This window comes from Spirillospora sp. CA-108201 (assembly GCF_050936235.1).
GTDB lineage: Bacteria > Actinomycetota > Actinomycetes > Streptosporangiales > Streptosporangiaceae > Spirillospora.
This window is the reverse complement of record NZ_JBNJNE010000001.1, coordinates 6275129-6294182: the sequence shown is the minus strand read 5'-3', so window position 1 is coordinate 6294182 and position 19054 is coordinate 6275129. Positions and strand designations below refer to the sequence as shown.

19 protein-coding genes are annotated in these 19054 nt (G+C 72.8%); 6 read left to right on the top strand and 13 right to left on the bottom strand.

Going from position 1 to position 19054, the window contains the following annotated elements:
• Positions 1 to 330: 330 nt before the first annotated feature.
• From ACQEU6_RS30385 to ACQEU6_RS30350, 8 genes are all read right to left on the bottom strand, one after another.
• Entirely contained in the window at positions 331 to 675 is a 345-nt protein-coding gene (locus ACQEU6_RS30385) for a TadE family type IV pilus minor pilin (RefSeq protein ID WP_499336465.1), read from the bottom strand.
• Positions 676 to 686: 11 nt separating this feature from the next.
• Positions 687 to 824 (bottom strand): DUF4244 domain-containing protein, encoded by a 138-nt coding sequence (locus ACQEU6_RS30380; protein ID WP_221494190.1) that lies wholly within the window; start codon positions 822 to 824, stop codon positions 687 to 689.
• A 142-nt stretch (positions 825 to 966) separates the two neighbouring features.
• On the bottom strand, positions 967 to 1566 hold the full coding sequence (locus ACQEU6_RS30375) for a type II secretion system F family protein (RefSeq protein ID WP_499336464.1): 600 nt from the start codon (positions 1564 to 1566) through the stop codon (positions 967 to 969).
• A gap of 416 nt (positions 1567 to 1982) precedes the next feature.
• On the bottom strand, positions 1983 to 2471 hold the full coding sequence (locus ACQEU6_RS30370; RefSeq protein WP_499336463.1) for a type II secretion system F family protein: 489 nt from the start codon (positions 2469 to 2471) through the stop codon (positions 1983 to 1985).
• A 353-nt stretch (positions 2472 to 2824) separates the two neighbouring features.
• Complete coding sequence (locus tag ACQEU6_RS30365; RefSeq protein ID WP_499336462.1) at positions 2825 to 4018, bottom strand: TadA family conjugal transfer-associated ATPase; 1194 nt, start codon at positions 4016 to 4018, stop codon at positions 2825 to 2827.
• Positions 4015 to 5088 carry a septum site-determining protein Ssd gene (gene ssd, locus ACQEU6_RS30360; RefSeq protein WP_499336461.1) on the bottom strand — a complete coding sequence of 358 codons (1074 nt, stop codon included), beginning with the start codon at positions 5086 to 5088 and terminating at the stop codon, positions 4015 to 4017. Before ssd ends, ACQEU6_RS30365 begins: the two co-directional genes overlap by 4 nt.
• A gap of 921 nt (positions 5089 to 6009) precedes the next feature.
• Positions 6010 to 6627 (bottom strand): pentapeptide repeat-containing protein, encoded by a 618-nt coding sequence (locus ACQEU6_RS30355; protein ID WP_499336460.1) that lies wholly within the window; start codon positions 6625 to 6627, stop codon positions 6010 to 6012.
• 31 nt (positions 6628 to 6658) lie between these two features.
• A complete protein-coding gene (locus tag ACQEU6_RS30350) occupies positions 6659 to 7450 on the bottom strand; it encodes a Fic family protein (protein ID WP_499336459.1) in 792 nt (263 codons plus the stop codon).
• A 251-nt stretch (positions 7451 to 7701) separates the two neighbouring features.
• On the opposite strand from ACQEU6_RS30350, the gene acs reads away from it, so the two are divergent.
• The 5 genes from acs to ACQEU6_RS30325 all read left to right on the top strand — a co-directional run bounded on the left by acs (position 7702) and on the right by ACQEU6_RS30325 (position 13000).
• Positions 7702 to 9669 (top strand): acetate--CoA ligase, encoded by a 1968-nt coding sequence (gene acs / locus ACQEU6_RS30345; RefSeq protein ID WP_499336458.1) that lies wholly within the window; start codon positions 7702 to 7704, stop codon positions 9667 to 9669.
• A 258-nt stretch (positions 9670 to 9927) separates the two neighbouring features.
• On the top strand, positions 9928 to 11151 hold the full coding sequence (gene nhaA / locus ACQEU6_RS30340; RefSeq protein WP_499336457.1) for a Na+/H+ antiporter NhaA: 1224 nt from the start codon (positions 9928 to 9930) through the stop codon (positions 11149 to 11151).
• Between the two features lie 13 nt (positions 11152 to 11164).
• Positions 11165 to 11596 (top strand): phage holin family protein, encoded by a 432-nt coding sequence (locus tag ACQEU6_RS30335; RefSeq protein ID WP_499336456.1) that lies wholly within the window; start codon positions 11165 to 11167, stop codon positions 11594 to 11596.
• Positions 11597 to 11604: 8 nt separating this feature from the next.
• Positions 11605 to 12528 (top strand): alpha/beta fold hydrolase, encoded by a 924-nt coding sequence (locus ACQEU6_RS30330; RefSeq protein ID WP_499336455.1) that lies wholly within the window; start codon positions 11605 to 11607, stop codon positions 12526 to 12528.
• A 19-nt stretch (positions 12529 to 12547) separates the two neighbouring features.
• A complete protein-coding gene (locus tag ACQEU6_RS30325) occupies positions 12548 to 13000 on the top strand; it encodes a DUF309 domain-containing protein (protein ID WP_499336454.1) in 453 nt (150 codons plus the stop codon).
• Positions 13001 to 13171: 171 nt separating this feature from the next.
• Here the strand turns inward: ACQEU6_RS30325 and ACQEU6_RS30320 are convergent, their stop codons facing one another.
• The 3 genes from ACQEU6_RS30320 to nth form a co-directional block, all read right to left on the bottom strand.
• Entirely contained in the window at positions 13172 to 14368 is a 1197-nt protein-coding gene (locus ACQEU6_RS30320; RefSeq protein WP_499336453.1) for a MarP family serine protease, read from the bottom strand.
• A 215-nt stretch (positions 14369 to 14583) separates the two neighbouring features.
• Positions 14584 to 15297 (bottom strand): NUDIX hydrolase, encoded by a 714-nt coding sequence (locus ACQEU6_RS30315; protein WP_499336452.1) that lies wholly within the window; start codon positions 15295 to 15297, stop codon positions 14584 to 14586.
• A 56-nt stretch (positions 15298 to 15353) separates the two neighbouring features.
• On the bottom strand, positions 15354 to 16094 hold the full coding sequence (gene nth, locus ACQEU6_RS30310; protein ID WP_499336451.1) for an endonuclease III: 741 nt from the start codon (positions 16092 to 16094) through the stop codon (positions 15354 to 15356).
• Between the two features lie 119 nt (positions 16095 to 16213).
• On the opposite strand from nth, the gene ACQEU6_RS30305 reads away from it, so the two are divergent.
• Entirely contained in the window at positions 16214 to 17479 is a 1266-nt protein-coding gene (locus ACQEU6_RS30305) for a PucR family transcriptional regulator (protein WP_499336450.1), read from the top strand.
• Here the strand turns inward: ACQEU6_RS30305 and ACQEU6_RS30300 are convergent.
• Positions 17470 to 17745, bottom strand: a complete 276-nt coding sequence (locus ACQEU6_RS30300) for a ricin-type beta-trefoil lectin domain protein (RefSeq protein WP_499336449.1) — start codon at positions 17743 to 17745, stop codon at positions 17470 to 17472. The genes ACQEU6_RS30305 and ACQEU6_RS30300 overlap by 10 nt on opposite strands.
• 19 nt (positions 17746 to 17764) lie before the next feature.
• Positions 17765 to 18982, bottom strand: a complete 1218-nt coding sequence (locus tag ACQEU6_RS30295; RefSeq protein WP_499336448.1) for an RNA polymerase sigma factor — start codon at positions 18980 to 18982, stop codon at positions 17765 to 17767.
• Positions 18983 to 19054 lie beyond the last annotated feature (72 nt).

Genomic DNA, 19054 nt, shown 5'->3' with positions numbered 1-19054 from the left:
CTCCCCGCCCACGCCTCACCGCCCTCACCGCACCTCGCGTCACGGGTCCGCGCCGCACCTCGCGTCACGGGTCCGCGCCGCACCTCGCGTCACGGGTCCGCGCCGCATCTCGTCTCCGACACTTGCCTCGCTGCGTGCGAGGCCGTGTAAGTCCGGCGGTGGCATCGGGCCTCGGCCGGGACGGAAACCGAGCCTGCAAGATCTCTCCGCTCGATGAGCTGCGTGATGTCCGCGCGGGCGTCCCCATCCGCTGAGCAGGCGGGAGAGGTACTCGCGGTCGTGGCGACTTCTGAGGGCTCGACCGTGAGCACTCGGCGGTGGGTGTGTGGGTTATGGGGTGGCAGGCGGGGCGTTCGGTTCTGTCTCGGCGGCCGTGTGGGCGTGGACGGTGAGGGGCGGGAGGCCGATCGCAGCTCCTGTGGCCACGGGGGCCGAGATGTCGACTCGGACGGTGGCTTCGTCGCGGTGGACCTGGACGGTCGCCTCCTTCGGGACGGCCCTCTCCACCAGTTCACGTACGGCGGTGAGCGACTCACCTCTGGCGGCCGCTCGTGCGCCGCTGCGGGCGGCGTCCGAGCAGGCGAGCTGTATGGACGCCGCCCTCACGCCCCAGAGTGCGATCGCGGTGATCAGCACCAGGGACGGGAGGGCCACGGCGATCTCCGCCGTGGCCATCCCGCCATCCCTCAACCAGCCAGGTTGAGGGCCTTCTCGATGATCCGTAAGAGCATCGTCTTCACCTGCGGGCTCGTCACGATCTTGAACAGCAGGCCGGCGAAGGCCGCCGCGGCGATGGTGCCGACCGCATACTCGGCGGTGGACATCCCGCGGTCCTTGCACGTTCCGGACCATCGCCGCACCACCGTCTTCCACGCCCTCATGGGGGCTCCTTTCGCTCGTGTCGGTTCAAGGCTGCCGTGCTGGAGGGCCGGGTGAAGGGCTGACCGCGTTCTGTGGATAACCCGCTCACCAGGGCAGGAGGATCGTCGAGGCGATCCCGGCGATGGCCGGGACGACGCCGAGGAGGACGAAGGCGGGAAGGAAGCACAGCCCGAGCGGGGCGAGTGCCCGGATGCCCGCCGCTCGCGCCCGGGCGGCGGCGGCCGAACGAGCCACGCGGCGCTGGTCACGGGCGAGGCGGCTGAGGGAGGGGGCCAGCGCCGCTCCTGTCGACGCCGCCCGGACGGCCGCGCGCGCCAGGGGGGCGAGCATCGGCTCCTCCGTCAGGGCCAGCCATGCCTCGGCCGGGTCCGCCCCTAATCGGATCTGGACGGACACGGCTCGCAACTCCTCGCCGAGCGGGCCTCCCACCGCGCCCGCGACCGCTTCGACCGCCTCGTGCCAGGGCGCGCCGCCGCGCAGGCAGGCGGCGAGGAGATCGACGGCGACGGGGAGGTCGGCGATGAGCCGCGCCCGTCTGCGGCGGCGTTCGCCACCGCCGAGGCGGCTGAACGACATCCAGACGGCCGCGGCGACCAGCACACCGATCACTCCACCGGCCAGGCCGCCCAGCATCACCACGCACGACGCTCCGGCGACGCCCGCGGCCGCCCGGCGAAGAATCACGTCGCGGCGCCCGGATGCTTCGGGAGGCCCGTCCCTGTCCTTTGCTTCTGGGGCATGGACGGACCCGGCGTGTGGGCGAACGCGATGCGGCACCCACGCGAGCCGCCGTTTGGGAGCCGCATGCCTAGGCGGAGGCCCCCCGAACTGGCCGCTCAGCCTCCACGCGGAGGTGTTGGTCCCCCAGGGAAGAAGAAACCCAGACGCCGCTGCGCAGAGCAGGACCATGAGCGTCGTCATCAGTTCACCTACTCCTTCCTGCTCGAATCGTCCGATCACACCCCCGCGACTCCATAGGCGCGCAAGACGCCATTTCCGGAGCAGGCCCCGCAGGCCCCAGCTGCCGAAGCTCGCCCCCACGGGCCGCCACCAGCGCGCTCCTCGCCCGATCTCTCCTCTGGACGCCAGTGGGGCGTCGGCTAGTGGGGGGATTCGGCGGATTTGGCTAGGTGGCGGGTCCAGTAGAGGCCGGTGGCGTTGAGGGCTGTGCCTGCGATCAGACAGGCGAGGCCAGGAAGAGTGGTGCAGAGGAACGGAATGGGGTGGGCCCCCAGGGCGGCGGCCATGGCGAGGCCCAGGAGGGGAAGGGCGGCCAGGAGGCGGGCTGTGGCTCGGGGGCCCGCCAGTTGGACGGACACGTCCTGGCGTTGGGCCTCCTCATCGCGGAGGGCGCTTGCCAGACCGTCCAGGACGGTGGCCAGGGTGCCGCCGCGTTCGGAACCGATCCGCCAGCAGGCCGCGAGGAGGCGGAGGCCCTCGGCGCCTGGCTGCGCGGCCAGTTCGTCCAGGTGGTCCGGCGGTGGGCGGGGCAGGCTGAGCAGTTCTCTGGAGATGTACGGGTCGAGGACGGCGGCGGCCGCCGTGAAGGCTTCGTCGGGGGTCCGGCCGGCGGACAGTTCGGCGGCCATGGCATCGCAGAGTTCGATGATCGAGCCCCGGCGCCGTTGCGGCCGCGTTCGCCGTTCCCTGTGGGCCTCCAGCCTGGCGCGTAGCGGACGCATCGGGTCGCCTGGCGGCGGCGCGCCCAGGCGATCCAGGCGGTACGCAGCGGGGGCGGGCGCCAGGTGAATCCACACGGCCGCGCCACCGCAGAGGGCGGCTAGGACGATCAGCATCGGGCACCTCGCGGCAGGTCCAGGCAGGAGGGCGCCGGGGTGGGAGTCGGGCGGCTCCGCACGGCGGCAGATGCGCGAGGACGGTCATGGCGATCAACACCAGGCACCTCGCAGCAGGTTCAGGAGGCAAGTCGTAGGAAGGAAGGTCATTTCGGTCCACGCGGGAGGCAAGAGTGCAGAAGGTGGCTGGGTGCGGGGAGGTGTAGGCGGGTGGTCAGGGCGGTGGCGCCCTTGGCGGGGAGGGTTTCGCCGGAGGCGGTGAAGGAGATTGCGGGGACTACGCCGACCAGGCCGTCTGGGCCTCGTTGCAGAAGGCAGATCTCGGCTACTCGGCGGCGGCCTCCGGCTGGGTCGCGGACCAGGTGGACGATGACGTCGAGTGCGGCGGCCAGCTGGCTGTGGACGGCCTCGCGGGTGAGGCCCGCCGCGCAGGCCAGGGCTTCGAGGCGGGCGGGGACATCGGCCGCGGTGTTGGCATGGAGAGTGCCGCAACCTCCCTCGTGGCCCGTGTTCAGGGCTTGCAGGAGAACCACCACCTCGGGGCCTCTGACCTCGCCTACCACCAGGCGGTCGGGGCGCATGCGGAGGGCCTGGCGGACGAGGTCGTTCAGGGTCACGCCTCCGGCGCCCTCGGTGTTGGGCGGACGGGCCTCCAACCTCACGACGTGGGGGTGGGTGGGCTTCAGTTCGGCGGAGTCCTCTACCAGGAGGAGGCGCTCGGAGGGGTTCGCCAAGGAGAGCAGGCTGCTCAGCAGGGTCGTTTTGCCGGTTCCGGTGCCCCCGCTGATCAGGAAGGCCGCTCGGGACTCGATCAGGGCCGCCAGCAGGTCGGCGCCCTCGGGTGGGATGGTGCGGGCCGTGACCAGTTCGTCCAGCGTGAAGGCGCGGCGGCGTGGGAGGCGCAGGGACAGGCAGGTGCCGGTCGCGGCGACCGGCGGGAGGACGGCGTGCAGGCGGACTCCGCCGGGGAGGCGGGCGTCGGCGTAGGGGGACGCGTCGTCGAGGCGGCGGCCGGCGGCGGCGGTGAGGCGCTGGGCCAGGCGGCGGAGGGTCACCTCGTCCGGGAAGCGCACCGCGGTGCGGACCAGGCCGGAGCCGGTGTCGATCCAGACCTCGTCGGGGCCGTTCACCAGGACGTCGGTGACGTCCGGGGAGCGCAGCAGGGGCTCCAGGGGGCCGGCGCCGACGAACTCGGCGCGTAACTCGTCGGCCAGGGCCAGGACTTCGCGGTCGCCGAGGAGGCGCTCCTCGGCGCGGAGCGCGGCGGCGACGCGGCCGGTGGTGGCTTCGGCGCCCGTGGTGGCGAGCCGGTCGCGGACGGCGCTGGAGAGGCCGTTCACGCCGCCTCCCGGTAGGCGTCGGGCTGGAGGGCCAGATCGGCGAGGACGGAGGCGCAGAAGTCGGCGAGGGGGCCGCGGCGGCAGGCGCGTTCGAGGTCGCCGGAGTCGACGGCGGCGGGGAGGCGGCGGTCGCGGTCGAAGGAGCCGGCGAACGGGAGGCCGAGGACGCTCGCGACCGCGTCGGGGGTGATGCCGCCCGGGGCCGGGCCCTGGACGACGAGGCGCAGGTCGGCGGTGTCGCGGCGGAGGGCGGTGGCGAGGCCGTCGGCGGCCACGGTGGCGCGGACCTCGGCCGGGACGAGCAGGAACGTGGCGGCGGCGGTGCGCAGGGCCGCGCGGCCGATGTCGCCGGGGTGGCGGGGGACGTCGACGACGACCAGGTCGAACCCGCGGGCGGCGGCGTCGAGCAGGGAGCGGACGGCCTCTTCGGAGACGGGGACGGGCTCGCCGCGCCGCCAGGACAGGACGGACAGGTCGCCCGAGCCGGGCAGGGTCTCGCGGAGGGTCGCGGCGCTGAGGCGGCCGCGGCGCTCGGCGAGGTCGTGCCAGCGGACGCCCTCGTGCGACTCCAGCCCGAGGAGGAGGTCGACGCCGCCGCCGAACGGGTCGGCGTCGACGAGGAGGGTCCGCAGGCCCTGGCCCGCCGCACCGAGGCCGAGCGCGGTCGCGAGGACGCTGGCCCCGGCGCCGCCGCGGGCGCCGACGACGCAGAGGGCGGTGGCCCAGCCGCCCTCGGGTTCGCAGGCGGCGGCGAAGGCGTCGATCAGCCAGTCCTCGTGGTCGGGGAGGGCGACGACGTCCTGGGCGCCGGCCTCCACGGCGAGGCGGTAGGCGTCGGCGGAGGCGTCGCCGGTGACGAGGACGACGCCCGGCCGGCGCTGCAGGCCGGCGGCGGCGACGTCCTCGGCGATGTCGGCGCCGAGGAGGACGAGGGAGGGCCAGCTCCAGGCGGGGCGGGCCTCGTCGGCGCCGTAGGCGACCTCGGCGTGCGCGTCTGCGGCGGCGGCGAGGCGGAGGAGGCCGTCGGCGAGGGCGGGGTCGCCCGTGACGATCAGTGCCGCGAGATTCATCGGATGCTCCTTCGACGTTCGGAGACATCCACCTTGCGGCGGGCGCGGAGGGCGGCGAGAAGATTCCGCCGACTGTGGATAACTTCGCCCCGAGGCGGCGGGCGGGCGGTGGCGCGGGATCGATACCCCGGGGGCCACCGCCCGGCCGCCTCACGACAGGGCGACCCCCGCCGGGGGGGAGAGCGGGGGTCGCCGGCGGTCCGGCTCCGGGGGGGTAGAGCCGGCCCGCTTTCCCAGAATGGTCTCGGGGAGTTCGGGCTATGCCACGGGTAAGTCCGCTCTATGGAAGAAGCAAACTCACCGACTCAAGTCTAGGCGGATACAACATATGCTGCCCGATCGTCGAGAGTTCCGTCGAGCCGCAAACTCGCCCGGCACGTGGCGATTTTTCGCACCTGACGGCGACGATCCGCCGGAGCGGCCGGCGCAGGGTGCGCCTCCCGGACCCGGCAGGGCCCCGTTCCGGTGCGCACGAAGTGCAACGGGACGGGAGTGGGAGCGTACAGGAGAACTAAAGATCTTTCCTGTGCCTTCGCCCGATCGGCGACCAAAGGGAAATAGTTACACTGAGTGATCAATTTTGCGATCCGAATGACGGTTACGGAAGTCCGGAATATGCCTCACCGGCCTCAGAGGGCACCGGAGTCCCTTGCGGCGCCGCCCCGGCGGGTCGCGCGCCGTTTTCCGAATGGGGCTTGTCATCTGGGCAAATAAGGCGTACACAGGTCATACGGACCGAGTGTCCGGGCACGGCAGCCGGGTACCCACGCGCGACCAGCCGCGGGAGGCGCGTCGAGACGGGCTTGACCCGATCCGACGGATATGAGGTGCACGCTTGGTAACCCGGTGTGACGTGTCTCAGCAACGGCGTCCTGGTAAGGGACGCCGTTCGCTTTGCCCGCGCACCCGGTAGGCCCCGCCCTACTCGCGGACGTCCAGCCCCAGCGCCGTCGCGAGCACGACCGCCTGGAACGGGTCGATCACCGCGCGCCTCAGCTCGGCGGTGAGCGGGTCCAGCGACGACAGGTCGCTTCCGCGCAGGTCGCAACCGGAGAAGTCGGCCTTGTGCAGCGACGCCCCCGAGAGGTCGACCCCCCGCAGCTCCGCTCCGGCGCAGCGGGCTCCGGTGAGATCCGCTTCGCGCATGCGCACGTCCGTGAACGCCGCGCGCCGCAGGTCCGCGCCGGGGAGACCGGTGAACGACCAGTCGCCGCCCTTGACCTTCATCAGGTCGTAGGTGCAGCCGTCGAACATGCTGCCCACGAACTTGCAGCCTGTGAAGGCGGCGTCGAAGAAACCGCACCGGACGAACGTGCAGTTCAGGAACGCCCCGTCGGTGTGGCTGGACGCGTTGAAGCGCACACCCCGGAACGTGCAGTCGGTGAAGACGGCACCCGTGCCGCCGGCCTCGGTCATGTCCACGTCCACGAACAGGACGCTGTCGTGCTGCTCCCCCGTCAGGTCACGCGAATCCCAGCTCGCCGACGAGATCGTGGTCTCGGTCGGTGCCGCGGGGCGCCCGTGCATGCGATCGGCCATAGGACCAGGATGCTCCTACCAGGTGACATTCTCAGCCGCGCATGAACGCTTCGCAGATGGCCTGCGAGTCCCGCGCGGCGGCCGCGATGGCCGAGGAGCAGTGGACGATCCAACGCGCGACGCCTTCCGCCGAACCGGACGTGTAGGCGCGAAGGGCCTCGGCGTACTCGTCGGAGAGTTCGAGGTGGCCGACCTCAGGGGCGACCAGCGATTTGGGGTCCAGCCCACGGGCGACGAGGGTGAGCCGCTGGGCGGCACGGGCGACGACCCCGTCTCCCCAGCCGAAAGGACGCAGAGCCAGGAGCTCGCCATGCACGATCGACGAGACCACGAGAGCCGGCGCCTTGGTGGGTTCGGTCAGCAGCCCGCTGAGCGCGTCCAGGCGAGCCGCCACCTCGGACGGCGAGGGCGGCTCCCCCAGCCCGAGAACGTCCTTCACGACACCGTCGCCGGGGCGGGGACGTCCGAGATCGGCGCTGTCGACCGCGTCCGCGGCGGCGAGGACGTGCAGGCGCGCCAATGCCTGCCGCGGCGCTCTGCGCCAGACCTCCGTCAGCGTTCCGAGCTCGGCCGACACGCGCAGGGCCCCCTGCACGACGGGGTCGGACGGGTGATCGGTGGTGCGCAGTTCGTCCAGCGTGACCGAGGCGCCGTCGAGGACCGCGGAGGCCCGGGCGCCGCGCAGCGCCGACTCCGTGGAGACCTCGGCGCTGCGCCGCCGCAGGACGCGGTGGCCGAGCAGCCGGTCCACGGCCCTGCGCGCCTCGTCGACGGCGTCGACGACGCCGGGAAGGTTCGCAACATCAGCTAGAGCATCGGTCACGGCCTGACTTTATGCCGTCGTCCGGAGCGCTTACGCAGCGGCCCAGTGGGGCGCGTAGCCGAGACGGTTCCCTGGGGCCGCACGCGGGAAGGCCCGTTGTGTCGGGCATCACAATGCAGGATCCAGAGCAGTGAGCGCCGATCGCGTCCATCCCCCCGACACCCGGGATCGCGGCCTTGTGGGGACCGGGACCTACCTGGTGAAGTGGGGATACCGGGCGACCCCCGCTTGAGCTAGCAAGGAGTTTCGCGTTGAGCCAGAGCCAAGAGACACTGTCGAACCTTCTGCAGGAGACGCGCCGTTTCCCCCCGCCCCCGGACCTCGCCGCGTCGGCGAACGTCAAGGCGGACGCCTACGAGCGCGCCGCCGAGGACCGCTTGGGCTTCTGGGCGGAGCAGGCGGACCGGCTCGCCTGGACGAAGCGCTGGGACGACGTCCTGGACTGGAGCAACCCGCCTTTCGCGAAGTGGTTCGTGGGCGGGGAGCTGAACGTCGCCTACAACTGCGTCGACCGGCATGTGGAGGCCGGACGCGGCGACACGGTGGCGTTCCACTGGGAGGGGGAGCCGGGCGACTCCCGCACCATCACCTATGCCGACCTCCAGGGCGAGGTGAACAGGGCCGCCAACGCCCTGCTCGAACTGGGCGTCCGCAAGGGCGACCGGGTCGCGATCTACCTGCCGATGATCCCCGAGCTGCCGATCTCGATGCTGGCGTGCGCGCGCATCGGCGCGACCCACTCGGTGGTGTTCGGCGGCTTCTCGGCGGAGGCCCTCAGGACGCGCATCGACGACGCGCAGGCCAAGCTCGTCATCACGGCGGACGGCGGCTTCCGGCGCGGCAAGCCGTCCGACCTCAAGGGCATCGTGGACGAGGCCGTCGCGCAGACGCCGACGATCGAGCACGTGCTCGTGGTGCGACGCACCGGGGAGCAGGTGGCCGAGAACGAGCGCGACCTGTGGTGGCACGACGTCGTCGAGCGGCAGAGCGACGAGCACACCGCCGAGCCCATGGACTCCGAGCACCCGCTGTACATCCTGTACACGTCGGGTACGACGGGTAAGCCGAAGGGCATCCTGCACACCAGCGGCGGTTACCTGACCCAGTGCGCGTACACGCACTGGGCGGTGTTCGACCTGAAGCCGGAGACGGACGTCTACTGGTGCTCGGCCGACATCGGGTGGGTGACGGGCCACTCCTACATCGTGTACGGGCCTCTCGCCAACGGTGCGACCAGCGTCATCTACGAGGGGACGCCCGACACCCCCGACAAGGGCCGCTGGTGGGACATCATCCAGAAGTACAAGGTGTCCATCTTCTACACGGCGCCCACGGCGATCCGCACGTTCATGAAGTGGGGCGACGACATCCCGGCCCGGTACGACCTGTCGTCCCTGCGCGTGCTGGGGTCGGTCGGTGAGCCGATCAACCCCGAGGCCTACGTCTGGTACCGCAAGCACATCGGCGCCGACCGGACCCCGGTGGTCGACACGTGGTGGCAGACCGAGACCGGCGCCATCATGATCAGCCCGCTGCCCGGGGTCACGGAGGGCAAGCCGGGCGCGGCGATGCGCCCGCTGCCCGGCATCGCCGCGGACGTCGTGGACGACCAGGGCCGCTCGGTGCCGGACGGCGGCGGCGGCTTCATGGTGGTCCGGGAGCCGTGGCCGAGCATGCTCCGCACGATCTGGGGCGACGACGAGCGGTACGTCAAGACGTACTGGTCGCGTTTCGAGGGCCTGTACTTCGCGGGCGACGGCGCCAAGAAGGACGCGGACGGCGACATGTGGCTGCTCGGCCGCGTGGACGACGTGATGCTCGTGTCCGGGCACAACATCTCCACGACGGAGGTGGAGTCGGCGCTGGTCTCGCACCCGAAGGTCGCCGAGTCGGCGGTGGTGGGCGCGACGGACCCGGTCACCGGGCAGGCCATCGTGGCGTTCGTGATCCCGCGCGGCGACGCCGGCGAGGGCGTCGACGGCGAGGAGTTCCTGCGCGAGCTGCGCGACCACGTCGCCAAGACCCTCGGCCCGATCGCCAAGCCCCGCCAGATCATGATCGTTCCGGAGCTGCCGAAGACCCGCTCCGGCAAGATCATGCGCCGGCTGCTGCGGGACGTCGCGGAGAACCGCAGCGTCGGCGACGTCACGACGCTCGCCGACAGCACGGTGATGGACCTCATCTCCGAGAAGCTGCCCAGCGCCAAGTCGGACGACTGACCCGCACGGCGTTCGCAGGGTTCGCGACGGCCCGCGCCTGGCACACCGCCGTGCGCGGGCCGTTTCGGCGCGCGGGCCGTTTTTCGACGCCCGAGTCAGGGGCCGCCGGGCCTCCCCGCTGAGCGAGCCAGGTAAAATATCCCCAGGTGCGCCGGGAAGTCTGGTCGGCAGGGAACGTCCCGTAGTGATCGTGCGGGCCGTGGCCTTGTCCAGACGTCCGCCGCTTTCCCAGGGGTTCTCTCTATGGCGCGCCCGCCAGTGAAACGCCGCGTTGCAGCCACGTGGCCGTTCCGTCCCACCGTCCGCTACAGCGTCCAGGTCGCCAAGGCGCTCCGCACCGAGACGATCGGCGGAGTGGTGATGCTGCTCGCGGCGGTCGCGGCGCTGGTCTGGGCCAACACGCCGTGGGACGGCGCCTACAAGAGCCTCCAGACGTTCGAGATCAGCCCGCACTGGCTGCATCTCGGCCACATGGACGTGCAGCACTGGGCGTCCAGCGGGCTGCTGGCCGTCTTCTTCTTCATCGCCGGGCTGGAGCTCCGCGAGGAGCTGACGCACGGCGAGCTGCGCAATCCGCGGGACGCGGCGCTGCCGGTGATCGCCGCCGCGGCGGGGGTGGCGGCGCCGGCCCTGATCTTCCTGGCGGTGAGCGCGGGCGAGCCGGGCGCGTCCCGCGGCTGGGCGGTGCCGACGGCCACGGACATCGCGTTCGCGCTGGCGGTGCTCGCCGTGACGTTCACCTCGTGCCCCGCGTCTCTGCGGGCGTTCCTGCTGACGCTGGCGGTGGTGGACGACCTGATGGCCATCACCATCATCGCGCTCTTCTACACCAGCACCCTGCACTGGACGCCGCTGCTCCTCAGCGTGGCGCTGATCGGGGTGTACGGGCTGCTCCAGCGCCGCGGCTTCCGCTCGCCATGGGTGTACGTGCCCCTCGCCGTCCTGGCCTGGTACTGCCTGCAGCGCAGCGGGATCCACGCGACCGTCGCCGGCGTCGCGATGGGGATGCTCACCAGCCCGAAGGAGACGCCGGACGGGCGGCCGACCAACGCCGAGCGCGCCGACCACGTGCTGCGGCCGTTCTCGGCGGGCGTCGCGGTGCCGGTTTTCGCCTTCGTGTCGGCCGGCGTGGGCCTCGGCGCGGCGCAACTGGGCGCGGTGTTCACCGACAGGGTGGCCCTCGGCGTGATCGCCGGGCTCCTGGTCGGTAAGTTCGTGGGGGTCCTCGGCGGGGCGTGGGCGGCCGTGCGGCTCGGCCTCGCCACCCTCGGGGAGGACCTGCGCTGGAACGAGATCGCGGGCGTCGCGCTCCTGGCCGGGGTGGGATTCACCGTTTCGCTGCTGATCGGCGGTTTGGCCTATACCGACCCGTCACAATTCGAGAGAGTGACGACTGCGGTCCTGATCGCGAGCGTTCTCGCCTCGGCGGCCGCGGCCGTCGTCTTCCGGAGAAGGGTGCGTCAGCGCGCGCGCCCGGACTAAGGAGAATAGCCATATGTCCGAGGCACAACCGGGCGAGCGCGTCGAGGACAAGTCCCTCGGCGAGCTGGTCGCCCTGGCGTCGAGCAGCGTCTCCGACCTGATCAGGGCCGAGATGGACCTGGCCAAGCTGGAGCTGAAGGGCGACGCCAAGAAGGCCGCGCTGGGCAGCGTGATGTTCACGATCGCCGCGCTGATCGGCGGGCTGATCGTCATCCTGCTGTCGATCGCGTTCGCCTACGGGCTGGTGGCCGCCGGCATCTGGCACTGGGCCGCGTTCCTCATCGTGGCCGGGGTGTACCTCCTGCTCGCCCTGGTCCTGCTCGCCATCGGGTACTTCCGCATCCGCAAGATCGAAGGGGCCAGACGGACCCGCAAGACGCTGAAGGACGACTTCACCGCGCTGCGCCACCGGGGCGACTCCGGCGATCCCGAGCTGACGGGCTGACCGGCGCCGTGTCCGGGCACGACGCGGCGCTGGTCGAGGTCGACGGCCCGTGGACGCACCGGCAGGTCAGCGCCGGCGGGACGCGCTTCCACGTCGCCGAGGCCGGTGAGGGGCCGCTCGTCCTGCTGCTGCACGGGTTCCCCGAGTTCTGGTGGTCGTGGCACCACCAGCTCGTCTCGCTGCCCGCCGCGGGCTACCGGGCGGCGGCGGTCGACCTGCGCGGCTACGGCGGCAGCGACAAGCCGCCGCGCGGGTACGACCTGGTCACGCTGGCCGGGGACGCCGCCGGGCTCGTCCGCGCGCTGGGCGAGGCGAACGCGACCGTCGTCGGGCACGACTGGGGCGGGCTGCTCGCCTGGACGATGGCCGTCTACCACCCGAAGATCGTCCAACGGCTGGCGGTGGTGGGCGCCCCGCATCCGCTGCGGCTGCGGCAGGCCGTCGCGGGCGACCCGCGCGGGCAGGGCTGGGCGACGCGGCACACGTTCGGCTTCCAGGTTCCGCTGTGGCCCGAACGGCGCCTGGTCCGCGACGACGCGGCGCTGGTCGGGAAGCTCCTGCACGACTGGTCGGGCCCCGGCTGGCCGGACGAGCGCACTGAGCGGCTCGTACGCAAGGCCGTGCAGATCCCCGGGGTCGCCCATAGCGCGCTGGAGTACCACCGCTGGCTCATCCGGTCGCAGGCCCGTCCAGACGGCATCCGCTACGCGCACCGCATGCGCGCCCCCATCCACGCCGCCACACTCCAAGTCCACGGCGCGCTCGACACGTGCACCCTCCCGGCCAGCGCGCAGGGCTCCGGACGCTACGTGAAGGCCCCCTACCGCTGGACGCTCATCGAGGGCGCGGGGCATTTCCCCCACCAGGAGCGTCCGCGGGAGTTCGACGCCCAACTCCTCGACTGGCTGACCGACCCGGAGCCGCGCCGCTGAACCCGCGTACCGTGGAGGCATGCGGGATCGGGACGAGTCGGGACGCCCACGCAACGCACGCCCGCGGGACGCCTACGGACGTCCACTGCCGCACGGCGAGACCGGCATACCCACGATGCCCGACGACCTCGACATGCCACCGGCGGAAGCCCTGGCCGAGGCGCAGCGCCTCCTTGACGCCGACCGCCCGTTCCACGCGCATGAGGTGCTGGAAGCGGTCTGGAAGGCCGCTCCCGAGTCCGAACGGGAACTCTGGCGGGGGCTCGCCCAGGTCGCCGTGGGGATAACTCACCTGCGCCGTGGAAACGCACGCGGCGCCGAGGCTCTGCTCAGCCGCGCAGCCGACCGGATCGTCCCGTACCAGGACGCCCCTCCGTACTGCATCGACGTACGAGGAATCGCGCGGCGGGCACGGAACCTGACCGAGGAGCCCCAGGACGGCCCCATCGCCCTCCGCCTCACCACTGGCTAGGACCAGTTCGAAAGGGCCTCGGCGATGCGCGCGAACGCGTGAGCTGCGAAGTGGAGCGCAGCCGGAGGCGAGCGGAACCGGGCGGATCGCGAAGCGATGCCGCGTTCGCCCAGGCCCGGTCGCGCAGCGGGCCGCCAGGCGAGCGAAGCGGGCCGGGATTTCGAACACAGCCTAGTCGGAGCAGCTCTGCGTCGAGACCGGCTTCGTGGCGGTGGCGCCCGCGCGCGCGTCGGGCGTGACCTCTTCCGCGGTGAGCGCGTAGCCGGTGGACGGCGTGTCCAGGGCGGCGGCGAAGATGACGCCGTAGACGCGGCCGTCGGTGGACAGCAGCGGCCCGCCGGAGTTGCCCGGCTCGACCTTGCCGCGGATGGCGTAGATCTCGCGGCTGACCTGGCCGGAGTGGTAGATGTCGGGCCCGCGCGCCGTCTGCCGGGCGCGGATCCGGGCGGCGCCGGTCGTGAACGGCTGGTTCTTCGGGAAGCCGGCGACGATCGCGTCGTCGCGGACGCGCGCCTCCTTGGCGAACTCCAGCGCCGGCGCCTTCAGTCCCGGCACGTACAGGACGGCGACGTCGCGCTTCGGGTCGTACAGCACGACCCGCCCGCGGTTGGTGTCGCCGTTGATCGTCGCCACCACCGAGGAGCCGCGCGCGCCCGCGACGACGTGCGCGTTGGTCATGATGTGCTGCGGCGCGAACACGAACCCGGTGCCCTCGATGCGGCGCTGGCACTGCGGCGCCGTGCTGACCACCTTCACGATGCTGTTCTTGGAGTTCTTCAGGCCCCGGGTGTTCAGGACGGACTCGTCCGGCGGCGGGACCTGCACCACCGACTCGCCGCCGAGGCCGTTGAAGACCTGCGGGAACTCGCTGCTCTTGACGAACCCCTGGAAGGAGGTGAACCACGTCTGCGCCTGCGAGGGCATCACGTCGTTGATGCCGTTGATGATGGAGGAGCCCTTGACCTGCGTGCGGACGGGCTTGAACTCGGAGTTGGCGACCAGGCTGCCGAAGAACCACGCGACGATCAGCAGCGAGAGCGCGCTGACGAACGTGCCGCCGACCGCGTCGGCGGTGCGGGCGTTCATCCCGGTCACCCGGTTGCGCAGGACGGCGCCGAGGGACGAGGCCACGAGCTGCCCGAGGGTGGCGGACAGGAACGCGACGACGATGGCGAGGAGCGCCTGCTGCGCGGCGCCGTTCACCGCGGCCTCGGCGATCGGCGGCGCGATCAGGACCCCGATGACGCCGCCGCCGACGAAGCCGACGAAGCTCAGCAGGCTCACGATGAAGCCCTGCCGGTAGCCCGAGACTCCGAACAGCACGACGAGCACGAGCAGGATCAGGTCGAGAACGTGGTCGTGCAGCACCGCTTCACCGTATAGGTCCGGGCCGCTCCTTCACGTCCCCTCGATGGACCAGTTTGGGGCACGCCGGATAGCCGCCGGGGGTGACATGCGACCGTGACGACGGTCGTACGCATCGCGAACGGCCGTCTGACCTGCGCATCGGCGGCCGCCGGACAGGCAGGGCGATTTCGTGGGAAACGACGAGGCTCCTCGGCCGCGCCGCGAGGTTCCCTCGCTCAGTCGCGCGCGGCGACGTCCGCCTCGCGGTCGCGGGCGGCGACGTCCGCTCCCCGGTCGCGCGCGGCGAGGCTCACGACGTCCTCGGGGAGGTCCTCGACGCGGGAGGTGTCCCACGGCCGGTCCCAGCCGCCCGCGGCCAGCACCTGGGTGAGCAGCGCGGCGGTGAACCCCCACACGAGCATGTCCCGGACGTGGAACGCGGGGCCGACCCTGATCCCGGACGGGTGCTTGACCATCACCCGGTTCCCCGGGTCGACCAGCTCGCTGATCGGGACCCGCGCGACCGTCGCGACCTCCCCGGGGTGGCCCGGCGCGACCTCCGACGGCTCGCGCCACCAGCCGGCGACGGGCGTGACCCGGTGCTCGCTGTGCGACAGGTACAGCTCCGGCAGCGTGCACAGCACGTCCACGCCGGACGGTTCGACGCCGGCCTCCTCCCACGCCTCGCGCAGCGCCGCCGCGACCGGGCCTTCGTCCCCGGGGTCGATGCGGCCGCCGGGGAAGGCGGGCTGCCCGGCGTGCTTGTTGAGGGTGGCGGCGCGCTCGGTGAGCAGGACGTCCGGGCCGTGCGACCCGTCGCCGAACAGGATCAGGACGGCGGCGGCGCGGGCGGCGGGGGCGGGCGGGAACACGGGCGGCACGGGCAGTCTCGGCGCCTCCGAGCGGAAGCGGTCGAGCCAGGCGGGGCAGTCGGGGGCGGCGTCGGTCACGTCCGTCCCCAACTCCGGAACGGCCGCGTTCCTTCCCGGGCGGCCGGGAGAAGCGCTCACGAGAAGGGTCCGGGCTTGACGAGCTTGCGCGCCGTCTCCTCGTCCACCGGCCCCTCGCCGAAGGCCGGGCACAGCCGCGCCAGGGGGCACGCCCCGCAGGCGGGACGGCGCGCGTGGCAGATCCGGCGGCCGTGCCAGATCAGCCTGTGGGACAGCATCGTCCAGTCCTTGCGCGGGACGAGGGAGCCGATCTCCTCTTCGACCTTCACGGGGTCGTCTTCGGTCGTCCAGGCGAAGCGTCGGGCCAGGCGGCCGAAGTGGGTGTCGACGGTGATGCCGGGGACGTCGAACGCGTTCCCGAGGACGACGTTGGCCGTCTTGCGCCCGACACCTGGCAGCTTGACGAGGTCTTCCAGGCGCCCGGGGACCTCGCCGCCGAACTGGTCGCGCAGCTCGGCCGACAGGCCCATGACCGACTTGGTCTTGGCGCGGAAGAACCCGGTGGGCTTCAGGATGGCCTCGACGTCCTCGGGGTCGGCGGCGGCCAGGTCCTCGGGGGTGGGGTACTTGGCGAACAACGCGGGCGTGGTCAGGTTCACCCGCATGTCGGTGGTCTGCGCCGACAGCACGGTCGCGACCAGGAGCTGGAAGGGGGTGCCGAAGTTCAGTTCGCAGTGCGCGTCGGGGTACGTCTCGGCCAGGATCCGGTTGATCCGGCGGGCCCGCCGCACCAGCCCCAGCCTGGTCTCGTCCTTCCACTTACGAGCCCGCGCCTTCGGGGACGCCTCCGTCGCCATACCGGCCAGCCTAGAGGCTCGCGACCTCGTTCCAGCCGAACGAGAAAGTCGCGCCGACCCGCGTAATCGGGGCGGGGGCGGGCCGTCTCTCCTGGCACGACGTCCCCGACGGAGATCTCATGTCCGACCTCAGCCAGGTGGTCCGCCTTCCGGTGCGCCGGATCGAGCTCGACCTGTCGTTCGAGGGCGCCGCCCGGATCGCGGGTGATCTTCGCGAGCACGTTCCCGGCATCGCGGCGGAGGCGGTGCGCCGGATCGAGGGGCGGCTGCCGGAGTTCGTCCGGCCGCACGACCCCCGCTACGCCAAGGCGATGCAACTGGGCGTGGAGTGCGCCATCGGGCACTTCCTGGAGCTGATGGCCGACCCCGCCGCCCCGTCGGCGGACGTCGTGGAGTTCTGGCGGCAGATCGGGGTCGGCGAGGCCGGCGAGGGGCGGACGCTGGACTCCTGGCAGGCGGCGACGCGGATCGGGACGGGGCTGGCCGTCGAGCGGCTCACCGACCGCGCCGAGCGGATGGGGTACCGGACGAGCCCGGGGGTCATCGCGGCGATCGCCAACGCGGCGCTCGACTACCTGAACCAGGTGGCGGCGATCGTCGCCGAGGGCCACGCGGACGCCGCCGCGCGGGCCGCGGGCACGCTCCAGGACCACCGGCGGCACCTGCTCGACCTGCTGCTGACCGGCGCCTGCCCGGCGGAGCTCAAGGGGGCGGCGCGCGAGGCCGACTGGGCGCCGCCTCGCACGTTAGCGGTCGTCGCCCTCCGCGAGCACGACTCCGACGCGCGGCACCCGTCGCTGCCCCCGGACGTCCTGCTGGGCCTGCACCTGGCGGAGCCCTGCCTGGTCGTCCCGGATCCGGAGGGCCCCGGCCGCGCGCGGATGCTGGAGCGGCAGCTGCACGGCTGGACGGCCGCGACCGGCCCGGCGGTCGGGGTGGGCGGGGTCGCGACGTCCCTGCGGCTGGCGCGCGAGACCCTCGCGCTGGCCTGCCAGGGCCTGGTCGGCGGCGCGACGCCCGTCGCGGCCGAGCGGCACATGCCGATCCTGGTGATGATGCGGGAGCGGCCGCTGGTGGAGAAGGTGATCGCCCGCCGGCTCGCGCCGCTGCTGAGCGCGCGCCCGGCGCAGCGCTACCGGCTCGCCGAGACGCTCCTGGCCTGCCTGGAGCACGGGTTCAACGCCACGGAGGTGTCCGGTCACCTGCACCTGCACCCGCAGACCGTCCGGTACCGGCTGCGGCAGCTGGACGACCTCTTCGGGGACGCGGTGCACGCGGCGTCCGACCGGCTGGAGCTGCACATGGCGCTGCGCGCGTGGCTCGCCCTCAACGCCGAGCCCGCCGCCGAGGCCGACGCCGCCCGCGACGGCGTGAGCTACGGATGACCGCCGGCGGGGTCAGCCGGCGCCTTCGACGGCCCAGCCCTGGGCCGCCATGCCGCGTAGGAGGACGGTTTCAGCGTCACCGGCTTCAGCCCGGACCAGCTCGCCTGGAGGTAGTACCCGTCGCCGTTGGCGAGCCGGTGGACCGACGGCGCGAACCGCACCGGCTTCCAGACCTGGTTCGGGCCGCCGCAGGGGGCCATGACCACCGAGTACTCGCTGCCGCCCCCCAGGGGACGCCCGCGGCGGGCGTCCCGCGGCTCAGGCATCGTCCGGTGGAGCTGCTCGTCAGCGTGAAGCCGCCGGAGGTGTTCCCGCGCCTCCAGCCCGTCGCCGAGTCGGTGCAGGAGCGCTGCACGACCGACGTGCCGCTGGGTGCCAGGCACGATTGCAACGTCGTGTTGCGCACGCGGAAGGGGCCTGCGCCAGGCCCGTCGCCACCGCCGCCTCTCGGGCTCCGGCCGCCGGCTCCGGGGGTTCGGGTGCCGACGGTGTGGTCGGGCTCGGCGACGTCCGCCGGGGCCGAGCTCGCGGGGGTGGGCGCCGCGGGAGGCGGTGCGGAGCGCGGGTCCTCGCCTGGCCCGCCGCCGACCGTGGTGAACAGGATGATCGCGATGCCGGTGGCGACGCCGCCGGCCACCGCGGCCGGAAGGGTCCAGCCGGGCAGGGACGCCGCCGGGGCGAGGGGCCGAGCGGGCCGAGCGACGCCGACGGCGCCCCCAGCAGGGCGGCCCCGACCGGCAGCGCGCGCCGCAGCCGCCCGTTGAGGTCGGCCGTCTCCTTGGAGGCCCGCCCGCACTCCTCGCAGGACTCCAGATGCCGGCGCAGGGCACGGCTGCGCCGGCGGCCGGGGCGGCGGACGCTCGCGGCGAGCTGGGCGGTGAACTCGGCGCACTCGGGGCGTCCTCCGGAGCCCGCGACGAGGAACGCCTGCCGGAGCCCCTCGCGCGCCCGGAACGCGAGCTGGGAGACCGCGCCCTTCTCCATGCCGAGCAGCTCCGCGACCTGCCCGACGGGCTCGTCCTCGATGAGCGTGTACCAGAGGACGGTCTGCCACCGTTCGGGCAGCGACCGGAAGGCGCGGACGAGCGCGTCCAGTTCGTCGACGTCCGGCGCTTCGGCGTCGGAGTCCGACGCCCAGTCGGCGACCTCGTCGGTCACGACGGTGCGGCGGGCGCCGCGCGCCCAGTCGGCGACCTCGTCGGTCACGACGGTGCGGCGGGCGCCGCGCGCCCAGTCGGTGGCCGTGTTCCGCACGACGGTGTACAGGTAGGGCCTGCACGCGTCGCGGGGCCCTCCGCCCTGGCGCATCGCCGCGAACGTGCGGGTGAACGCCTCGCTCGTCAGGTCCTCGGCGAGGTGCTGGTCGCGCACCAGCCCGCGCGCGTACCGCAGGACCGCCGTGTGGTGCCGGCGGAACAGCTCGTCCGAGGCCGCCTCGTCGCCCTCCGCGGCGGCCGCCAGAAGGTCGGCGTCCGGCCGCGTCCCCACGCCCGCTACCACCACGCCATCCAACCCAAGGCCCGCATCTCACCACAACCTTCGGAGGTCGCTTGCTCACCGAAGGAGTAGACAGCC

Bases quoted from the DNA above. Each gene is read 5' to 3' on its own strand.
- ACQEU6_RS30385 (WP_499336465.1), bottom strand. From the start codon at position 675: ATGGCCACGGCGGAGATCGCCGTGGCCCTCCCGTCCCTGGTGCTGATC.
- ACQEU6_RS30380 (WP_221494190.1), bottom strand. From the start codon at position 824: ATGTCCACCGCCGAGTATGCGGTCGGCACCATCGCCGCGGCGGCCTTC.
- ACQEU6_RS30370 (WP_499336463.1), bottom strand. From the start codon at position 2,471: ATGGCCGCCGAACTGTCCGCCGGCCGGACCCCCGACGAAGCCTTCACG.
- ssd (WP_499336461.1), bottom strand. From the start codon at position 5,088: ATGAATCTCGCGGCACTGATCGTCACGGGCGACCCCGCCCTCGCCGAC.
- ACQEU6_RS30355 (WP_499336460.1), bottom strand. From the start codon at position 6,627: ATGGCCGATCGCATGCACGGGCGCCCCGCGGCACCGACCGAGACCACG.
- ACQEU6_RS30335 (WP_499336456.1), top strand. From the start codon at position 11,165: ATGTCCGAGGCACAACCGGGCGAGCGCGTCGAGGACAAGTCCCTCGGC.
- ACQEU6_RS30325 (WP_499336454.1), top strand. From the start codon at position 12,548: ATGCGGGATCGGGACGAGTCGGGACGCCCACGCAACGCACGCCCGCGG.
- nth (WP_499336451.1), bottom strand. From the start codon at position 16,094: ATGGCGACGGAGGCGTCCCCGAAGGCGCGGGCTCGTAAGTGGAAGGAC.
- ACQEU6_RS30305 (WP_499336450.1), top strand. From the start codon at position 16,214: ATGTCCGACCTCAGCCAGGTGGTCCGCCTTCCGGTGCGCCGGATCGAG.
- ACQEU6_RS30300 (WP_499336449.1), bottom strand. From the start codon at position 17,745: ATGCCTGAGCCGCGGGACGCCCGCCGCGGGCGTCCCCTGGGGGGCGGC.